The following is a 19,794-nucleotide window of genomic DNA, read 5'->3' as shown; positions in this document are numbered from 1 at the left end:
CAGCGCGGCCGGACCCTTCGATTCAGCTAGCCAGACGCCTGGCCGGAACGCGTTGCAATTGGATGCGGACGGGCTGCAAATGCCCCGGCAGGCGGCTGCGGGACGGGCCCGGCGCAACATCGAACCCGAGCCCCGACCAACCCCGTATGACCTTCGACACCCCCGGACCGGCCCGTGACAGGCTAAGGTCGCGCCGGGGCCGTGCGCGCCAACCCCGGCGCTGCCCTGCCCGAAACCTCCCGAATTCCCGAGCCCGTTGGCTGGAGCCTGCCGTGACCCTGACCAAACCCCTGCTGTTATCCCTCGCGATTGCCGGCGTGCTGACCGGCTGCCCGGAGAAAGACCCGGTCGCCGCCGCAGCAGCGAACGCTCCCGCCCCGGCCGCGCAGGCGGACGCGGGTGGCCTCAAGCTCGACGAATCGAAGCTGCCGCCGGTGAACCGCTTCGCCGTGGCCGACATCGACACCGCGAAGGACGCCTGTACCGACTTCGGCGGTTACGTGAACGGCAAGTGGCTTGCCGCGAACGAGATCCCCGGCGACCGCACCTCGTGGGGCGCGTTCGAGATGCTCGACGAGCGCTCGACGGCCGTGCAGCGCCAGCTCGCCGAGCAGGCAGCCGCGATGGACGACCCCGCGGGCGTCGAGAAGATCGTCGGCGACTTCTGGGCCAGCGGCATGGACGAAAAGAAGATCAACGAGGCCGGCATCCAGCCGATCCAGGGCAGGCTCAACGAGATCTCCGCGCTCGACAGCCAGGAAAAGATCGCCGACTACCTGCGCGCGAGTGCCGCGCGTGGCGAGAACCTGTTGTTCTCGTTCGGCCCCGAGGCGGATTTCAAGAATTCGTCGATGAACATCGCCTACGCCGGCCAGGGCGGTCTGGGCCTGCCGGACAAGACCTACTACTTCGATCCTGACAAGAAAGAAAAGCTTGCCGCGTACGAGCAGCACGTTGCAAAGGTGCTCGAACTCTCGGGCGTGCCGGCCGCCGATGCCGCGAACCTCGCCAAGGACGTGATCGCGTTCGAAACGCGCCTGGCAAAGGTGTCGAAGTCGAGCGAGGAGCTCTCGCGCGACGTATCGCTGTACTACAACCCGGTCAGCCCGGCGCAGGCCGACAAGCTGACGCCGAACTTCGCGTGGACGAAGTTCTTCGAATCGCAGGGCGTCAAGACGCCCGAGATGTTCTCGCTCGCGATTCCGGGCTTCCACCAGGAAGTCAGCAAGATGCTCGCCGACGTGCCGGCCCAGCAGTGGCAGGCCTACCTGCGCTTCCACACCGTCGACGGCGCATCGCCGTACCTGTCGGACGCGTTTGCGCAGGAACACTTCAACTTCTACAGCAAGGCGCTGCGCGGCCAGAAGGAAATGAAGGAGCGCGGCAAGCGCGTGCTCGACACGATCGAGGACAACGCTGGTGAAGCGCTGGGTCAGATGTACGTCAAGGTTGCGTTCCCGGCCGAGTCAAAGGAGCGCATGCAGGAGCTGGTCAAGAACCTCTCGGCCTCGCTCAAGACGCGCATCGAGAACCTCGACTGGATGAGCGACGAGACCAAGAAGAAGGCGATGGAGAAGTGGGCGAGCTTTACGCCCAAGGTCGGCTATCCGGACAAGTGGCGCGAGTGGAACGGTCTTGAGACCACGCGCGACAGCTATATCGAGAACGTGCTCGCCGCGAACGAGTTCAACTACAAGTGGCAGCTGGGCAAGATCGGCAAGCCGGTCGACAAGACCGAATGGGGCATGAGCCCGCAGACGGTCAACGCGTACTACAACCCGCTGCAGAACGAGATCGTGTTCCCGGCGGCGATCCTGCAGCCGCCGTTCTTCGACCCGAATGCCACGGACGAGATGAACTACGGCGGCATCGGCGCGGTGATCGGCCACGAGATGATCCACGGCTACGACGATCAGGGCAGCCGCTTCGGTGCGACCGGCAACTTCGAGAACTGGTGGACGGATGCCGATGCCAAGGGCTTCAGCAGCCGCACCGACAAGCTGGTCAACCAGTTCAATGCATATGAAGCGGCGCCGGGCAAAAAGGTCAACGGGAAGCTGACGCTCGGCGAGAACATCGCCGACCTCGGCGGCCTGGCCGTGGCCTACGACGCAATGAAGAAAGCGACCGAGGGCAAGCCCGACCCGAAGACCGACGGCCTGACCCGCGACCAGCGCTTCTTTGCGAACTGGGCCACGGTGTGGCGTCGCAACTTCACGCCCGAAGAGCTCAACGTGCGGCTGGCGACGGACTCGCATGCACCGGCGAACTTCCGAGCGATCGGTGCGCCGTCGAACCTGCCTGCGTTCGCGACGGCGTTCTCGTGCAAGCCGGGCCAGCCGATGGTGCGCCAGGGCGACCAGCAGGTCATCATCTGGTAAGCCAGCGCTGCCGTAGGTCCAGCAAGGCCCGGGATTTCCCGGGCCTTTTCTTTTGCGCGCTGGCCAGGCCGCCATCGTCCGGGGCGTTTGCGGCGTTACGGTCGAGGTCTGCTGGCGGTACACCGTTCACTGTCGAAGTAGTGTGGCTGGTTAAACTCCCGCGACCCCTGCCCGGACGCTCACCATGACGCCACGACCGCTTGCCTGTGCCCTCGCCCTCAGCCTGATCGCGGCGCTTGCCGCGCCCGATGCGGACGCACAGAAGCGGCGCGGTTCGAAAGCAAAGGCGAAGGCGCCGGAAATCAGCGCGGAGTGCAGCGACTTCTACTCCGCGGCGAACGCCGACTGGCTGAAGACGAACACGCCGCCCGAGAACAGCGGCTCGACCTCGGCGCTCGAGCAGCTCACCACACGCGCCCGGCAGCAGCAGGTCGACCTGCTCAACAGCTCGATGTCGTCGCCGCAGGGCAACGTGCAGAAGCTGCTCGGCGACTTCTGGGCCAGCGGACTCGACGAAGCCGCGGTCGAGCGCGACGGCGCCCAGCCGATCGCACCGCTGCTGACGCGCATCAACGCGATCCGTCGCACGAAGGACATCGCGCCGGCAATTGCCGCGCTGCATCAGGTCGGCATCCCGGTCGCGTTCAACTTCGGCGCCGACGTCGACCTTCGCGACCTCGACCGCCATATCGGCTACTTCAGCCAGGGCGGCCTCGGCCTGCCGGACCCGGCGTTCTACACGCGCACCGACCCGGAAACCCGCGAACTGCTCGGCCAGTACAACAGTTACGTGCAGCAGATCCTCGCGCTGACCGGCACGCCGAAGGACCAGGTCGCTGCGCAGGCGCAGCAGGTGATCGACCTCGAGACGCGTATCGCGCAGGCTTCGCGCCCGCTGTCAGAACTGCGAGACCCGCGCGCGAACTACGCCCAGGTGCCGGTGGCAGGGCTGGGCAAGCAGTACAAGCGGTTGCAGCTCGACGCGTTCCTCAAGGCGCAGGGCGTGAGCGACGACAGCGTTTCGATCGCGAACCCGGAGCTGTTCGCGCAGCTCGACACGCTGGTCGACCGCCTGAAGCCCGAGCAGTGGAAGACCTACCTGCGCTGGCGCGTCGGCGATGCGATGGCGCCGTACCTGTCCAAGGCCTGGCGTGACGCGCACTTCGCGTTCCGCGGCCGCACGCTGGCGGGCGCGAGCGAACCCGCGCCGCGCCAGCAGCAGGTGCTCGACGCGATCAACCTCGCCGCCGGCCCGATGCTCGGGCGCGAGTACGTCGGCCGCTACGTGCCGCCGGCGGCACGTGCGCGTGCCGAAGAGGTTGCGAAGCAGGTGCGTGACGCGCTCGCCGCGTCGATCGAACGCGACCCGCGTCTGGGCGCGCAGGCCAAGGCCGAGGCGCGCGCGAAGCTGGCCGATCTGCGCATCGAAGTCGGAGCGCCGCGTCGCGACCTCGACTACACCGTGCAGCCGATGGGCCGTGGCAGCTTCGGTGGCAACATGCTGATCGCCTCCACCTGGCACCACCGCGAGGAGATGAAGCGCATCGGTCGCGGCAATGCTGACCGCCGCTGGGACGTGCTTCCGCAGCAGCCTGCACTCACCTACGACCTGCCGCACAACCGCCTGATCATCACCGCCGCCATGCTGCAGCCGCCGGTGCTCGACACCACCCAGCCGCCTGCTGCGCACTATGGTTCGCTCGGTGCTCTGGTCGGTCACGAGCTGAGCCATGCGATCGATCACCGGGGGCGCCTGGTTGATTCGAAGGGCAAGGTGCGCGACTGGTGGACGCCGCAGGACGTGGCCGCGTGGCAGCAGCTCGGCAACCGGGTGGTTTCGCAGTACGGCGCCCACGGTTATCCGGAGCTCACCGGCGTCAACGTCAACGGCACGCTGACGCGCGACATCAACATCGCGGACCTTGCCGGCGTCGAAGCGGCCTGGGCCGCATACCAGACCGCCCAGCCGGACGCCGACACGGCATCGAAGCAGGCGTTCTACCGCGCCTGGGCCGGGTTGTGGCCGCAGCAGCTGAGCGCCGATGTCGCAGCCCAACGCGCGGCTTCCAGCGCGCATACGCCCGGCAAGTGGCGCACGAATGGGCCGCTGATGAACCAGCCGGGCTTCGGTGAAGCGTTCGACTGCAAGGCGGGTACGCCGATGCAGTTGACGGCCGAGCAGCAGGTCCGGCTCTGGCCATAAGCCCGGGCACGCAATGCAAAAACGGCGCGGAATTCCGCGCCGTTTTCATTTCAGGCACCGCTGGCGATCAGTGCACGCGGCGCATCCGCGGCGGGCCGCCGCGACCTCGGCCGAAAGGCGGTTGGCCACGCCAGTAACGGATCAGCAGCCAGCCGAACAGCATGCCGCCCAGGTGCGCGAAGTGCGCCACGCCAGGCATGCGGCCGGTCACGCCGAGGAACAACTCGATCAGGCCGTACGCGATCACCAGCGTGCGTGCCTTCATGGGGATCGGTGGGATCAGCAGCATGATGCGCTGCTGCGGAAACAGCATGCCGTATGCCAGCAGCAGTCCGAACACGCCGCCGGAGGCGCCCACGGTCGGATAGGCCTCGCCTCCCTGCGACATCGTCCACGCGCCGACCGCCAACTGGCAGACAGCCGCGCCGACCACGCAGACAAGGTAGTAAGTCAGGAAGCGGCGATCGCCCCAGACATGCTCGAGCGGTGCGCCGAACATGACCACCGCGAGCATGTTGAACAGCAGGTGCGCGAGGCTGCCGTGCATGAAACCGTACGTGAGCACCTGCCACGGCAGGAACTGGCTGATCGCATACGCGTCATCGCCGCTGCCGAACGGCCACAGCATGAAGGGCGCCAGCGTGCGGTCGCCGATCGCAAGCTGCAACAGAAAAACCAGCGCATTGGCAATCAGCAGGGCCTTGGTGATCGGCGGCAGGTTGGAAAACATCACGGCTCCTCGGACGAGGCGCCATGGTAGCCGCTGGTTTGTGAGGGCGCGGGCGGGGTGCGGAATGCAGCGTCACGCAGCGCCATCTATTCACCGTGTCGCGGCGCACGCGTTCTGCGGCAATAGGGTCTGCGCGGGCGGGCCTGCCGCCCGGCTCAGTCCGCCGGGCCCCAGACCTGCTGGTCGAGGTCGGGCTCGCGACGCTGACGCCGTACGCGCCCGTTATCGACGGTAAGCCCTTCCGCGCGCAGGCGGCCGCATTGCTCGTTGAACGCCGCGGAGTCGCGCTCGAGCGCGATGCACCCATCGGCACGCACGACGCGATGCCACGGCAGCGCCGCGTCGTCGTTATGGCTGAGCACGCGCGCGACCAGCCGCGCCCGCCGCGGCAGGCCGGCACGGGTGGCGATTTCCCCGTAGCTGGCCACCTGCCCGTGCGGAATCTCGCGTACGGCGGCCAGAATGCGGTCGGCAGCGGTGGTCATCGCGTTAGCATAGGGGCCTGATTCACGAGCGAGGCCGTCAGTGCGCAATTTCGACTCCATCCGCAAGCACCTCAAGACCGCCGGCTTCCGCACGACGATGGAAGAGGAGGACGTGGTCTGCATCGAACTGTCGCTCGAGCAGGGCACGCGCCACCAGTCCATCTTCCTTTCCGAACTCGACGATGACGACGGCCGCCCTTACCTGCGCGTGAGCACGGCGGTGGCGCCGACCACCGGACTCGACGCGCGACGCGCGCTGGCGTTCAACTGGCAGAGCCGGGTCGGCTACCTCGCGATCGGCGACCTCGACGGCGTGCCATACCTGCAGCTGTGCGAGAACCGGCCTTATGACGGCCTCGACGCGGCCGAGGTCGACCGGCTCGTACTCGAGCTCGGCGGCCTGGGCGACCGGATGGAGCGCATGCTTTCGGGCGGCGGCGACCTGCTTTAACGCCCTCACGGGCGCACTTGGAAGGCCCGCCTGCGCGGGCCTTTTTCGTTGTCCGGGCTGCGACCGAGCGGCACACGAGCGCACAGGCGAGCCGAGGAGGCACCGGCCGGAGCACGATCCCGCATGCGTGCACCATCTTCAGGGCCGAGGTCGGTATGGCCGGGCCTTCACCAGGGGGCCTCAAACCCGCCTGTTAAGATGAATGCCGTTACGGCTGCCCTCCCCCTCGATGGACGATGACCCTTTCAGGCGATTGAGAAGCGAGCCACACCCGCCTTCCCCGTCCTGCAATCCGGGCACCTCCAGCCGTCACGTCCTTCCGCTTGCCGCGCCGCGGGCTGCGTCGCCTCGCGCCGTACAGCAACACGCTTCGCCTGACCACAAGGCCGTGGTCGCCCGTCCCGCACGGTGGGAGGGCGCATGCTCGAGCTGATGATCGTCGCGGCACTGATCGTGCTGAACGCGTTCTTCGCGATGTCCGAGATGGCGCTGATGACCTCGCGGAAGCTGCGCCTGCGCCAGCTCGGTGAGACCCACCGCGGCGCGCGCAAGGCGCTTGAACTGGCCGAAGCGCCCGACAACCTGCTGTCGACGGTCCAGGTCGGCATCACCCTGATCAGCGTGCTGACGGGCGTGTTCGGCGGTGACGCGATCGGGCTGATGATCGCGGACTGGCTGCGGGCGCTCTGGCCGGACGCCGCCCAGTACGCGCGCGGCATTGGCATCGGTACGGCGGTGGGCCTGATCACGGCAGGCCAGGTGATCTTCGGCGAGCTCGTCCCCAAGCGGCTGGCGCTCACCAATCCCGAAAAGATCGCCAGCGCCGTTGCCATTCCGCTCGACGGGCTGGCGCGCGCGGCGCGGCCGGTCGTCTTCGTGCTCGGCGCGATCAATCGCGCGGTACTACGCCTGCTCAGCATCCGCAGCGACGTGCGCTCGGACATTTCCGAAGAAGAGATCCGCATGCTCGTGACCGAAAGCCACGAGCAGGGTGTCATCGACGCCGATGAGCGGAAGATGGTCAACCGGGTGCTCAGCCTCGGGGACCGGACCACCGACAGCCTGATGACGCCGCGCACGCGGATCACTTGGCTGGACGCCGCGGCGAGCCGCGAGGAGAACCTCGCGACCATGCGCGAATCACCGTTCTCGCGTTTCCCCGTCTACCAGGGCAGCGACCAGGATGTGCTTGGAGTGCTCGAGGCGAAGTCGCTGCTCAGCGAACTCGGCCAACAGGGTGACCAGCTCGACCTGTTCGCGGAGCTGCGCGAGGCGCTGTTCGTGTCCGAGTCGACGCACGCGCTGAAACTGCTCGAGATCTTCCGCGAAGAGCAGCAATCGATCGCGCTTGTGGTCGACGAATACGGCGACGTGACTGGCCTGGTCACTGTGAACGATTTGATGGGCGCAGTGATCGGCCGCGTGCTGTCGAACGAAGCCGACGAAGGCCATACGCCGATCGTGCAACGCGCTGACGGCTCCTACCTGCTCGACGGGTCGCTGCCACTCGAGGACCTGCGCGAGCTGACGGGAGGTGGCCGGCTGCCGGACGAGGACGAGCATGACTTCCACACCGCGGCCGGCATGGTGATCGCGCACTTCGGCCGCATCCCGCATGCGGGTGAGTTCTTCGAGTGGGGCCGCTGGAGGATCGAAGTGGTCGATCTCGATGGGCCACGCATCGACAAGCTGCTGCTGCAGGCCCGACCGGAAACGCAGGACAGCGACGGCGATGACCTCACGGGCTGATCGCGACACGGCCGTCGAAAGCAGCACTCGCGCGCTGCTGGACGGGTTTGCGACGGGCGACCCGGCTGACGTGCTGCGGCTCGGCGACGTGTTCTCGGGGCTCGGCCGGCGCTCGTTCGGGATGCTGCTGTTCGTCTCCACGCTGCCCGCGTTCATCCCGATCCCGGGCTTCGCCGGCGCCGCGAGCGGTCCGCTCGTCGTGCTGATCGGACTGCAGTTGCTGATCGGTCGCCGGCAGCCGTGGCTGCCTGCCTTTGCGGCGCGCCGCGGGCCGCGCCGCGCGCGGATGGCGCAGTTCCGCGACCGCATCTCCCCGCTGCTCGCGCGGCTGGAACGCGTCGTGCGGCCGCGACAGCGGAACATCCTCGATCACCGGCTTGCGAGCGCGTTCACGGGCCTTCAGCTGGTCGTGCTCGGCATCCTGCTGCTGCTGCCGATTCCGCTGACCAACTATCTGTTCGCGGTCGTACTGCTGCTGGTCGCGCTGGCACTGATCGAGCGCGACGGGCGGCTCATGCTCGGCGCTTGGGTCAGCGGCGCCGTGGTCGGCACGTTCGTGGCCGTACTGTCGGGCAGCCTGGCCAGCATGCTCGCGGACTGGATCGACCTGATGATCTGACGCCCTTCGGGCGGCCGGTCCTGCCTCAGGCGAGAAGCTCGAGGAAACCGTCGATGTCGATCGGGTGGCCAAGCCAGTAGCCCTGCGCCAGGTCGCAGCCGCGGTCACGCAGCACCGCCGCTTGGTCGGGCTTCTCCACGCCTTCGGCCACGACGACGATGTTCAGCGAATGCGCCATCGCGATGATCGCGGTCGTCAGCGCCAGATCGTCAGCATCACGCGGAATGTCGGCAACGAAGCTGCGGTCGATCTTGACGCCATCCACCGGCACGCGACGCAGATGGCTGAGCCCGGAGAACCCGGTGCCGAAGTCATCCAGCCACACCTTCACGCCCATCAGTCGCAGCCGGGCAAGCAGCTCGATTACATGGGGCTCGTCGCTGATGACCGTCGTCTCGGTCAGTTCGACGTGCAACTGGTGCGCCGAAAGCCCGGTCTCGCGCAGGCAGCTGGCGACGGTCGCCGGCAGATCGCCGCTGCGCAACTGGCGCGGCGATACGTTCACCGATACGAACAACGGCTCGTCATCACGCGCCTGCACCTTCCGCCACCGCATCGCATCGCGGCAGGCGGCGCGCAGCACCTGCGGGCCCAGCGTGTCGATCAGTCCGCTCTGCTCGGCCACCTCGATGAACACCGACGGCGACACCAGCCCCTGCTGCGGGTGCTGCCAGCGCAGCAGCGCCTCGGCACCGACCAGCCTGCGGTCCGCAAGGCGAAAGACCGGCTGGTACGCGAGGCTCATCTCGCCCCGGTCCCACGCGCCACGCAGTTCCTGTTCCAGCTGGACGCGGCGCTCGGCGGCCTGGTCGATGGCCCGGCTGTAGAAGCGGTAGCAGTTCTTGCCGGCCAGCTTTGCCTGGTACATCGCGATGTCACCGTTCTTCATCAGCGCGGTCGCGCCGGAAGCATCGTCCGGAAACAGCGTCACGCCGATCGAGGTGCCGAGAAACACCTGCCTGCCATGCAGTTCGACCGGCGCGCTCAACGCCTCGACCAGCGCCTCGGCCAGCCCGCTCGCTGCAGTGCGCACGTCGATGCCCCGCGTCGGCGCGGCCTGTACCAGGATCACGAACTCGTCGCCGCCGAAGCGCGCCAGCACCGCATCCGGCCCGCCGTGGCGGCGCACGGCCTCGCCGATACGCGCGGCGAACTGCAGCAGTGCCTCGTCGCCGGCGTCGTGCCCCAACGTGTCGTTGACCCGCTTGAAGTCATCGATGTCGGCAAACAGCAGTGCGAGTTGCCGGCCAGCATCGCGGAGCTTGAGCAGGCGCTCGTCGAGCAGCTCGCGAAACGCGAGCCGGTTCGCAAGCCCGGTCAGCGAGTCCGTGTAGGCGATGCGGCGGATCTCGCGATCGTGGCGCGCGACCGATTCGCTCATCCGCCCGAACGCGCGCATCAGGTCACCGACTTCATCCGCACGCCCACTTGCCGGCATCGACGTATCGAAGTGGCCCGATTCAATCGCGCGTGCCGAATCGGCCAGCTGCCGGATCGGCCGTACCAGCGAGCGCTGCAGCAGCCACAGCATCACCGCACCCAATGCGATCAGCGCCGCGCTGAGCACGCCGACCCAGAGCAACTGCCGCTGGCCGAGCTGGTCCAGCCGCGCGTGCATGCGCGCGACCGCCTGGTCCTGCTGCTGGCGCAGCTCGCGCAGATCGAACCCGATGCGCACCCCGCCCAGCTTCTGCGGGCCGAGCATGATCGGCGTCGCCACATCCATGACCTCGCCCGACACCTGGGTGGTCGTTTCGCGCGCGGCAATCGCGCCGGCAGCCATCGCATCGTCCATGCGTCTGCCGTAGCTCGGGATCGACTCGCTGCCATCGTGCAGCACGTTGCCTTCGCTGTCGTAGACGATGAGGTAGCGCGTGCCCGGCTGCCTCAGCGCGACACGGGCAAGCGCACCGATCGCATCGAGGTCGAAGTAGTACAGCGGGTTGCTGAGCGCGTCGCCGAGCTGTGCTACCACCGCGGCGCCGCGGCGCCGCACGGTCTCGCGCGCCATCTCGTCCATCGTCGAGCGGCTGATGTCCTCGACCGCCTCGTGCATCACGTGCTGGCGGTTCCACAGCAGCGCCATCAGCGCCAGCACTACGAGCAGTGCAAGCCCCATCATCGCGAGGACTTTGGCCTGCAGGCCATAACGCAGCGTCATTCGACGTCGGTCCGCACCCGGGCCACGCCCGTTGCCAGCTGGTCGAGCGCGCGCGACGAGGGCTCGTCGAGTGCGAGGAATCGCGTGGTGCCGAAGAACTGCCGCAACGCGGGGCCGGCCTTCGGATCGTCCTCGGCGGCGAGCAGCACCGTCTTCAGACGCATCGCGACCTTCGGATCGAGCGTGTCACGCACGAGTTCGACCGCGCGGGGATAGCTGCCGGTGCGGCCGAGAACCACCATGTCGCGACGGAACGCGAGCGGCATCCGCTGCGGGTTGTTCCAGTCCAGGTGGCTCATCGCGCCCGCATCGACGAGGCGTTTGTGCACCCAGGTGGAGATGTTGAGCTCCGAGCGCGCGAACACGTAGCCCACTGCATCGGTTCCGAGCCGCTCGCTGGGCGACGAAAGGATCTCCAGCCCGAGGCCGTGTGTGAGCAGCTCGGCAGCCGGCACGAAATACGCGCTGGTCGAAGATGGCCGCTGGAACGCGACGCTGCGTCCGCGCAGGTCACGGAGCGTGCGCAGCCCGCTGTCACGGCGCGCGAAGAAGACGCTGTGGTAGTGGCTGCTTCCGTCGCGCTCGGTCACCAGCAGCGGGCGTGCGGCTGCGCGCTGGCGCAGCAGCACGGCGGTCGCCGAGGTCTCGGTGACCCAGTCCACGCGCCCCCGCCGCAGGTAGCTGGCCATCTGCTGCGGATCGCGCGCCATGAGGATGCGGCCCTCGCGGATGCCGACATCGGCCATGCGCGGAACGACGTAATCCAGCAGCGGGCGCAGTTGTTCGTAATGCGCCTTCGGATCGTCACTGATGCGACCGAGCACCAATACGCCGCCGTCGCCGGCCAGTGCCGCCTGCACAGGCAGCAGCATGGCGAAAAACGCCAGGACAACGCGGCGAAAACACTGGGGCACGGACGCGGTTCGGATCGCAGGGTGGCGGCAGCCTAATCGAAAAACGTGCCGTCCGTCGCGATTAATCGTGTCATTGGTGCAACGCGTCAGCGCGGGCGCGTTGCCAGCATCGCCATGCGCTGCGCATCGGACAGCACACCGCGCAGCAGCCGCACCTCGCGCTCGTCCAGTCCGGCCCGCAGGAAGATGCGCCGCAGCTTGCGCATCGCCGCCTCGGGCGTGCGGCCCTTGTGGAAATCGATATCGTCCAGCGTTTCGGCCAGCTGGCCGAACATTCCCTCGAGTTGTGCATGGGAGGCCGGCGGCTCGCGCCGCGCATCGTCTTCGACACGCGGCGCTGCGGCCTGCACGGCAAGCGCGGCCAGCCTCAGCTCGTAGCTGATCACCTGCACCGCCGCGGCGAGGTTCAGCGAGCTGTAGCCCGGGTTGGCGGGAATGTGTACCGCCGCGTGGCACAGCTGCAGCTCGTCATTGTCGAGCCCGGTGCGCTCGCGGCCGAACACCAGCGCGACCTCGCCTTCCGACCCGGCCGCCTCGAGTGCCCGCTCGGCTGCCTCGCGCGGCGCGAGTTCGTCCAGCGCAATGCGTCGGCTGCGCGCGGTGCAGCCGTACACGCGGGTGCAGTCGGCCACGGCTTCGGCGAGCGTTGCATGGGTTGCGGCGGCGGCGAGGAGATCGTCCGCGCCAGCCGCAAGTGCGTACGACTCGGCGTCCGGCGGCTTTTCCGGTGCGACCAGGACGAGGTTGGACAGGCCCATCGTCTTCATCGCCCGCGCGGCCGAGCCCATGTTGCCCGGGTGCTGGGTGCCGACGAGGACGATGCGCAGGCGCTGCAGCGCGGGCGCGGCGGGATCGGGGTTGGCGGTGAAATCAGGACTCATCGTGCAATGGTAAACTCCGCGCCCCGGCCACGGCCCAGCCCGTGCGATCGCCGGTCGCTCTTTACTCCCGCCAGCCGTTCATTCACCTCCCCGCCGAGGCCGTTGCCCATGCAGAAACCCGCCGTCACCCTCATGGTCAAGGCAGCCCGCGCCGCCGGCAACGTACTGTTGCGTCACATGCATCGCCTCGACGCGCTCAACGTCGTCGAAAAGGGCCGCATGGATTACGCGAGCGAGGTCGACGAACTGGCCGAGAAGGAAATCATCAAGGAATTCCGGCGCGCGACGCCCGACTACGCGATCCTCGGCGAGGAGAGCGGTCCGCTGAACAGCGGGCGGCAGGCGCGCTACACCTGGGTGATCGACCCGCTCGACGGCACCAGCAACTACCTGCACGGCATTCCGCATTTCTGCGTATCGATCGCGCTGGTCGAGAACGGCGAGCCGATCCACGGCGTGATCTTCGATCCGCTGCGCAACGAGCTGTTCACCACCAGCCGCGGCAGTGGCACCACGCTCAACGACAAGCGCGTCCGCGTGTCCGAGCGCAAGGACCTCGACAAGGCGATGCTGATCACCGGCTTTCCGCCGCGCGAGCGCCCGCGCGCGAGTGCGCACCTCAAATGCCTGGACGTACTGCTGAACGAGGCCGAAGACATCCGTCGCACCGGTTCGGCCGCGTTGGATCTCGCGTACGTCGCCTGCGGCCGCGTCGATGCGTACTTCGAGGCCGGCGTGAAGCCGTGGGACATCGCCGCCGGCGCGCTGATGGTGCGCGAGGCCGGCGGCAAGGTCGTCGATTTCCGCGGCCGCAGCACCGGACCGATGGACAACCGCGGCCTTGCTGGCCGGCAGCTCGTCGCCGGCAACCTCAAGATCGCCGATGCGCTGCAGACGAAGATCGTCAATTCGGGTTACGCGGCCGCGTTTGACTGAGATCACGCACCGGGCCTGCCACTCCGGCAGCGCCCTCGCCATATGAAAAAGGCCGCGCATTGCGCGGCCTTTTCCGTGGTGCCTGCGGGCCGCTTACGGACGGCGCGCGAGCTCTTCCTCGTTGCGCACCTTCGGCATCAGGTCCTGCTTGCTGACGCCCATCCACAGCAGCAGCGGGCAGGCGACGAAGATCGTCGACACCGTACCGATCACGATGCCGATCATCTGCGCCTCGGCCATGCCACGCAGCGAGCCACCACCGTAGAGGTACAGCGCCACGACGGTCAGCAGCGCGACGAACGACGTGATCACCGTGCGCGAGAGCGTCTGGTTGATCGAGATGTTGAGGATCTCGGCAGGCTCACCGCGCATGCCACGGAAGTTCTCGCGCACGCGGTCGAACACGACGATCGTGTCGTTGATCGAGAAGCCGAGCACCGACAGCACACCGGCCAGCACGGTCAGGTCGAACTCGTGTCCGGTCAGCGCGAACCAGCCCAGCACCACCACCACGTCGTGCATCGAAGTGACCACTGCCGCGACCGCGAACTTTGCCTCGAAGCGGAACCAGATATAGATCAGGAACCCGACGACCACGAAGATCAGCGCCCAGATGCCGTTCAATGCCAGCTCGTCACCGACCTGCGCGCCGACGGTTTCGCGGCGTGCGATCTCGGCCGGGTTATCCGGCGTGGAGGCCAACGCCCGCACGTCCTCCGCGACGACGGCCAATGTGTCGATCCCCTGCCCGCCTTCGGTCGCCTTGGGCTGCAAGCGGATCAGCAGGTCGGCATTCGTGCCGAACGTCTGCACCTGCGGGCTGGAGTAACCGGCGCGTTCGAGCGCCTGCCGCACGGCGTCCACATCGGCCGGCTTCTGGAAGCGCAACTCGACCGCGGTGCCGCCGGTGAAGTCGATCGCGAAGTTGAAGCCGTTGAACACCATTGCGCCGATCGAGACCAGCATCAGCCCCAGCGCGATCGCCAGGGAGACCCAGCGCAGGCGCATGAAGTTGAACTTGCTGCCGTACGGAAAAACATTGAAAGGTTTCATTGACCGGAGTCCTAGGAATGCACGCCGCCAGCGGCGCATCGGCGCGGGCCTGGCCCGCGCGCGGGGTCAGATCGCAATCGACTTGAGCTTGCGGCGGCCGCCGTAGATCAGCGTCGCGATGCCGCGCGACACGCCGACAGCGGTGAACATCGAGGTCAGGATGCCGATGATCAACGTCATCGCGAAGCCCTGGACCGGCCCGGTGCCGAACGCAAGCAACGCGATGCCCGCGAGGATGGCGGTGAGGTTCGCGTCGGCGATCGTGCCGGAGGCGCGTTCATAGCCGGTCGCGATCGCTGTCTGCGGCGGCAGCCCGTTCCGGAGCTCCTCGCGTATGCGCTCGTTGATCAGCACGTTCGCATCGACCGACATGCCGACCGTCAGTGCGATACCCGCCAAGCCCGGCAGCGTCAGCGTCGCATCGATCATCGACATCGCCGCGACCAGCATCAGCAGGTTCATCAGCAGCGCGCTGACCGTGATCAGGCCGAACATGCGGTAGTAGACGAGGAAGAACAGCAGCGCGAAGACGAACGCGCCGGTGACGGCCTGCACGCCGCGCTCGACGTTCTCGCGGCCCAGGCTCGGGCCGACGATGCGCTCTTCGATGAAGTCCATCGGCGCCGCGAGCGAGCCCGAGCGCAGCTGCAGTGCGAGGTCGGCGGCGAACTTCGAGCTCTCAAGGCCGGTGGTCTGGAACTCCTTGCCGAACACGCCGTTGATCGTCGCAACCGAGATCACTTCCTCGTTCACGCGGGTAGTACGCACTTCCTGGCCGTTGACCATGCGCACCTCGGGAATGCGCTCGATGTAGACCACCGCCATCGGCTTGCCGACGCTCTCGGTGGTGAAATCGAACATGCGCTGGCCGCCGACGGCGTTCAGGCGCACCGACACTGCCGGCGTGCCGGTCTGCGAATCGAACGTCGAGCTTGCTGCGACCAGCTGGTCGCCAGTCGCGATCACGCGCTTGCTGAGCAGCACCGGCGTGCGCTCGCCGTTCGGCCCGATCTCGTAATACAGGCGCGCGCCCGGCGGCACATTGCCGGTTGCGACCGCCTCCGCGGCATTGCCTTCGACGACCGCGCGGTACTCCAGCGTCGCCGTCGCGCCGAGCACGCGCTTGGCCTGCGCCGTGTCCTGCACGCCCGGCAGCTGCACCACAATGCGGTCGTCGCCTTGGCGCTGGATGATCGGCTCGGACACGCCGAGCGCGTTGATGCGGTTGCGCAGCGTGCTGACGTTCTGCTCGATCGCCTCGAGCGCGAACCGCTGCAGCTCGGCCTCGGGGATCCGCACACGCAGCGCGCGGCCCTCGGCCTCGATCTGCAGGTTCGGCTGGCTGGCGAGCAGCAGCTTGCGGGCCTTTTCACCATCGGCCGCGTTGGCAAGTGTGGCGATCACGTCATTGCCGGCGGTGCGCTCGACAGATTCATAGCGCACGCGGTTGTCGCGCAGCTGCACGCGCACGTCCTCGGCGATCGCATCAAGCCGCTTGTCGAGCGCGGCTTTCTGGTCGACCTGCATCAGAAAGTGCACGCCGCCCTGCAGGTCCAGGCCCATCAGCATCGGCTCGGCGCCGAGCTTCTGCAGCCATTCCGGCACCGTCGAGGCGAGGTTCAGCGCGACGACGTAATCGCTGCCCAGCGCAGGGCGCAACACGTCAGCGGCCTTGATCTGGGCCTCGGGGTTGCCGAGCCGCACCAACAGGTCGTCACCGTCAACCTCGATCGCCTGCGGCGTGATGCCGGCCTGCTGCAGCGCCTGCGCGACGCGCGACTGCAGCGCCTGGTCCACCTGTGCGCCGCGGCTGGCAGTGACCTGCACCGACGGCACTTTCTGGAACACGTTCGGCAGTGCGTACAGCACGCTGAGCAGCAGGACGATCACTATGACGAAGTATTTCCAGCGCGCGTACGTAAGCATCTTGGCTTCCTGCGACGACCTCCCCGGCCGTCGGATCTGGTTGGTGTCCGCCCGGGCGCGAAACCCGGGGGATCTTGCAGGACCTACCGGCCCTGCTGTGCCGGCCCCGCGTCGCGGTACCGGATGCCCGGGCCCGCGGCCCGGACGGCCTCACGGTCGAGTCTGGAACTGTACTGGCGCCGGGTCAGGCCGACTTCAAGGTGCCCTTCGGCAGCACGTTCGCGATCGCGGCCTTCTGCACGCGGATGCGCACGTTGGCGGCGATCTCGACGGTGACGAAGTTCTCACCGATATCGGAGACCGTGCCCGCAATGCCACCGTTCGTCAGCACCTCGTCGCCGCGCGAAAGCTTCTCGAGCATCGCCCGGTGTTCCTTCGCACGCTTCATCTGCGGACGGATCATCAGGAAGTACATGACGCCGATCAGCAGGATCGGGAACAGCAGCGTGCCGAAACCGCCGCCCGGCTGCTGGGCCGCGGCCTGGGCATGTGCGGGGGCGATCAGGAAGTCGAGCAGGGTCATGACTTTCGTCCGGAAACCAAATAGCCCGGGATTATGCCACGCAGTCCCGCGCGCGCCGGGCTGTCCGGAAGCCGCACCAGCAGGACGCCACACCGAGCACGGGTAGCACACCCGCGCAGCTTGGATCGCACATCCACGTCGGCCGCTGCGGATGACCCGTGTAACGCCGGGGCTGTGCGACGCGACGCGCTGAAGTTACCGCTCGGCGCTCCCCTGTCGCGCCGCATAGAACGCCTCGCGGAACGCACCGAACCGTCCGGCCGCGATCGCTTCGCGCATGCCGGCCATCAGGCGCTGGTAATACCGAAGGTTGTGCAGCGTGCCGAGCATCGGCGCGAGCATCTCGTTGCATCGGTCGAGATGGCGCAGATAGCTGCGGCTGTAACCGTTGCGGCAGGCATAGCAATCGCAGCCTTCCTCGATCGGCCGCGTATCGCGCTCGTACTTCGCATTGCGTACGCGCACGGTGCCGGTCGCGGTGAAGTAATGCCCGTTGCGCGCGTTACGGGTGGGCATCACGCAGTCGAACATGTCGACGCCGCGCGCGACCGCTTCGACAAGGTCCTCCGGCCGACCGACCCCCATCAGGTAGCGCGGACGGTCTTCCGGCAGCTGCGGCGCGGTGTGATCGAGCATCGCGTTGCGCTCGTCCTCGGTCTCGCCGACGGCCAGCCCGCCAATCGCATAGCCATCGAAGCCGATCGCCTTGAGCCCGTCCGCCGAACGCGTGCGCAGCTCATGGTGCACGCCGCCCTGCACGATGCCGAACAGCGCGGCGTCATTGCCCTCGTGCGCTTTCTTCGAGCGTTCGGCCCAGCGCAGCGACAGCTCCATCGAACGCTTGACGACGTCGACCGACACCGGCACACCATCGATCTGCACCGGCGGGCATTCGTCGAAGATCATCACGATGTCCGAATCGAGCACGCGCTGGATGTGCATGCTCTCCTCGGGCCCGAGGAACACCTTCGCGCCATCGGTCGGCGAAGCGAACGTCACGCCGGCTTCGGTGATCTTGCGACGGTGCGCGAGCGAGAACACCTGGAAGCCGCCCGAGTCGGTCAGGATCGGCCCGTTCCAGCGCGAGAACCCGTGCAGGCCGCCATGGTCGGCAATCACATCCAGGCCCGGGCGCAGATACAGGTGGAACGTATTGCCGAGGATGATCTCGGCACCGAGCTCACGCACCTGCTCGGGGAAGATGCCCTTCACCGAGCCGTAGGTGCCGACCGGCATGAACGCCGGCGTTTCCACCGTACCGCGCGGGAAAGTCAGGCGACCACGGCGCGCCGCGCCATCGGTGCCGAGCAGTTCGAAATTCATTCGGCTCATGCCGTCATCTCATCGAGGCCACAAGAGCCTGTTGTTGTTCTGGAAAGTGCTGCCCGTAGACCCCAGAGCGGCATCTGTTACCGATGGCGCGTGCCAGCAGCCCGACCGATCGCCTATTTCCGACACTTCGGACACCTGCGAAGTCCAAAGACCCGGAGGGCGCTCGACAGGACGTCGAGCGTTTTTCGAAGCGACAGGGACGTCGCTTCGAAAAATCCCGGTGCAACGTCGCCGATCACCGAAGGTTTTGACCTCACGAGGAAAGGCCATTTCTTTTGGTTACTTTTCTTTGGGCCAGCAAAGAAAAGTGACCCGCCGCCAGGCGGAACCTGTTCCAAGCACAAAGCGCGCAAAACTCAAGCCAAACCCTTCGCCCAAAGCAGCATCGCATCCCCATAAGAAAAGAACCGATACCGCTCCCGGATCGCATGCGCATACGCCGCAAACACCCGTTCCTTGCCCGCAAAAGCCGACACCATCATCAGCAGCGTGCTTTCCGGCAGGTGGAAGTTCGTCACCATCGCATCGACCGACGTGATGCGGTAACCGGGCAGGATGAAAAGCCGCGTCTCACCCGCGAACGGCTGCAATTCGCGCCCGCCTTCCGGCGTGTCGCGCGTGGCCGACTCGAGCGCCCGCACCACCGTCGTGCCGACACCGATCACCCGCCGGCCCGCGGCACGCGTGCTGCGGATCTTCTCGACCAGCGCCGCGCCGACGTTGATCCATTCGCTGTGCATCACGTGCTGCGACAGATCGTCCGCGCGCACCGGCTGGAACGTGCCCGCACCCACATGCAGCGTGACATGGCCGAACTCGACCCCGCGCGCCTGCAGCTCGGCCAGCAGCGGTTCGTCGAAATGCAGCCCCGCGGTCGGCGCAGCGACGGCGCCGGCCTCTCGCGCGAACACGGTCTGATAGCGCTCGGCGTCGTCGCGGCCGGGCTCGCGCTGGATATAGGGCGGCAACGGCAACCGCCCGGCATGCAGCAGCCAGGATTCCAGCGACTCGGGCACGTGGAAGCGCAGGACATAGAACTCGCCCTCGCGCCCCAGCACCTCGGCTTCGCCACCGGCATCGAGCGCGATGCGCGCGCCGGCCTTCGGCGACTTGCTGACGCCGAGCTGCGCGCGCGCCTGGTCGGCGCCAAGCAGCCGCTCGATCAGGATCTCGACCCGGCCACCGGTCGTTTTCTGGCCGAACAATCGCGCCGGGATCACCCGCGTGTCATTGAACACCAGCAGGTCGCCGGGCTCGAGCAGCTGCGGCAGCTCGCGGAAAACGCGGTCGCGCAGCGCGCCCGGCTCGGGCGGCACTTCGAGCAGGCGGCTGGCCGAGCGCTCGGCCAGCGGGGCCTGCGCGATCAGCTCGGGCGGCAGGTCGTAATGGAAATCGGACTTCTTCAAGACAGGCGGCGATTGCGGGATCAACCCGGCATTGTAGAGCCCCG

Annotated in this window: 16 protein-coding genes; 6 read left to right on the top strand and 10 right to left on the bottom strand. The window is 67.4% G+C overall.

Features of this window, described 5'->3' with window-relative positions; genetic code table 11:
- Positions 1 to 290 precede the first annotated feature (290 nt).
- Both ACFFGH_RS14075 and ACFFGH_RS14070 read left to right on the top strand, forming a co-directional pair.
- Positions 291 to 2,381: a M13 family metallopeptidase gene (locus ACFFGH_RS14075; RefSeq protein ID WP_386670214.1), complete on the top strand. Its 2,091-nt coding sequence runs from the start codon at positions 291 to 293 to the stop codon at positions 2,379 to 2,381.
- 184 nt (positions 2,382 to 2,565) lie between these two features.
- Positions 2,566 to 4,584, top strand: a complete 2,019-nt coding sequence (locus ACFFGH_RS14070; protein WP_386669276.1) for a M13 family metallopeptidase — start codon at positions 2,566 to 2,568, stop codon at positions 4,582 to 4,584.
- Positions 4,585 to 4,651: 67 nt separating this feature from the next.
- On the opposite strand, the gene ACFFGH_RS14065 is transcribed toward ACFFGH_RS14070, so the two are convergent.
- Positions 4,652 to 5,314: a rhomboid family intramembrane serine protease gene (locus ACFFGH_RS14065; RefSeq protein WP_386669275.1), complete on the bottom strand. Its 663-nt coding sequence runs from the start codon at positions 5,312 to 5,314 to the stop codon at positions 4,652 to 4,654.
- 155 nt (positions 5,315 to 5,469) lie between these two features.
- The gene (locus tag ACFFGH_RS14060) at positions 5,470 to 5,799 is read right to left on the bottom strand and encodes an MGMT family protein (RefSeq protein ID WP_386669273.1); all 330 of its coding nucleotides are present in this window, start codon (positions 5,797 to 5,799) and stop codon (positions 5,470 to 5,472) included.
- A gap of 40 nt (positions 5,800 to 5,839) precedes the next feature.
- On the opposite strand from ACFFGH_RS14060, the gene ACFFGH_RS14055 reads away from it, so the two are divergent.
- The 3 genes from ACFFGH_RS14055 (at position 5,840) to ACFFGH_RS14045 (ending at position 8,618) form a co-directional block, all read left to right on the top strand.
- A complete protein-coding gene (locus tag ACFFGH_RS14055; protein ID WP_386669271.1) occupies positions 5,840 to 6,250 on the top strand; it encodes a hypothetical protein in 411 nt (136 codons plus the stop codon).
- Positions 6,251 to 6,670: 420 nt separating this feature from the next.
- A complete protein-coding gene (locus ACFFGH_RS14050) occupies positions 6,671 to 7,999 on the top strand; it encodes a hemolysin family protein (protein WP_386669269.1) in 1,329 nt (442 codons plus the stop codon).
- Positions 7,983 to 8,618, top strand: coding sequence for an exopolysaccharide biosynthesis protein (locus ACFFGH_RS14045; protein WP_386669267.1), 636 nt, complete (start codon positions 7,983 to 7,985; stop codon positions 8,616 to 8,618). Before ACFFGH_RS14050 ends, ACFFGH_RS14045 begins: the two co-directional genes overlap by 17 nt.
- 25 nt (positions 8,619 to 8,643) lie before the next feature.
- Here the strand turns inward: ACFFGH_RS14045 and ACFFGH_RS14040 are convergent, their stop codons facing one another.
- From ACFFGH_RS14040 to ACFFGH_RS14030, 3 genes are all read right to left on the bottom strand, one after another.
- A complete protein-coding gene (locus ACFFGH_RS14040; RefSeq protein WP_386669265.1) occupies positions 8,644 to 10,779 on the bottom strand; it encodes a putative bifunctional diguanylate cyclase/phosphodiesterase in 2,136 nt (711 codons plus the stop codon).
- Entirely contained in the window at positions 10,776 to 11,651 is an 876-nt protein-coding gene (locus ACFFGH_RS14035; protein ID WP_386669263.1) for a phosphate/phosphite/phosphonate ABC transporter substrate-binding protein, read from the bottom strand. Before ACFFGH_RS14035 ends, ACFFGH_RS14040 begins: the two co-directional genes overlap by 4 nt.
- Positions 11,652 to 11,779: 128 nt before the next feature.
- Positions 11,780 to 12,574 (bottom strand): RNA methyltransferase, encoded by a 795-nt coding sequence (locus ACFFGH_RS14030; RefSeq protein ID WP_386669261.1) that lies wholly within the window; start codon positions 12,572 to 12,574, stop codon positions 11,780 to 11,782.
- A gap of 108 nt (positions 12,575 to 12,682) precedes the next feature.
- Between ACFFGH_RS14030 and ACFFGH_RS14025 the strand changes: the two genes are divergently transcribed.
- Positions 12,683 to 13,510, top strand: coding sequence for an inositol monophosphatase family protein (locus ACFFGH_RS14025; protein WP_386670212.1), 828 nt, complete (start codon positions 12,683 to 12,685; stop codon positions 13,508 to 13,510).
- 93 nt (positions 13,511 to 13,603) lie between these two features.
- On the opposite strand, the gene secF is transcribed toward ACFFGH_RS14025, so the two are convergent.
- The 5 genes from secF to queA form a co-directional block, all read right to left on the bottom strand.
- Positions 13,604 to 14,563, bottom strand: a complete 960-nt coding sequence (secF, locus tag ACFFGH_RS14020) for a protein translocase subunit SecF (protein ID WP_386669259.1) — start codon at positions 14,561 to 14,563, stop codon at positions 13,604 to 13,606.
- A gap of 66 nt (positions 14,564 to 14,629) precedes the next feature.
- On the bottom strand, positions 14,630 to 16,489 hold the full coding sequence (secD, locus tag ACFFGH_RS14015; RefSeq protein WP_386669257.1) for a protein translocase subunit SecD: 1,860 nt from the start codon (positions 16,487 to 16,489) through the stop codon (positions 14,630 to 14,632).
- 184 nt (positions 16,490 to 16,673) lie between these two features.
- Complete coding sequence (gene yajC / locus ACFFGH_RS14010; RefSeq protein ID WP_386669255.1) at positions 16,674 to 17,012, bottom strand: preprotein translocase subunit YajC; 339 nt, start codon at positions 17,010 to 17,012, stop codon at positions 16,674 to 16,676.
- A 195-nt stretch (positions 17,013 to 17,207) separates the two neighbouring features.
- Positions 17,208 to 18,344 carry a tRNA guanosine(34) transglycosylase Tgt gene (tgt, locus tag ACFFGH_RS14005; protein WP_386669253.1) on the bottom strand — a complete coding sequence of 379 codons (1,137 nt, stop codon included), beginning with the start codon at positions 18,342 to 18,344 and terminating at the stop codon, positions 17,208 to 17,210.
- Positions 18,345 to 18,700: 356 nt separating this feature from the next.
- Entirely contained in the window at positions 18,701 to 19,750 is a 1,050-nt protein-coding gene (gene queA, locus ACFFGH_RS14000) for a tRNA preQ1(34) S-adenosylmethionine ribosyltransferase-isomerase QueA (RefSeq protein WP_386669251.1), read from the bottom strand.
- Positions 19,751 to 19,794: the final 44 nt, after the last annotated feature.

Source organism: Lysobacter korlensis (assembly GCF_042434515.1).
The sequence above is the reverse complement of the archived record's forward strand: the minus strand, read 5'-3'. Positions and strand labels throughout refer to the sequence as shown.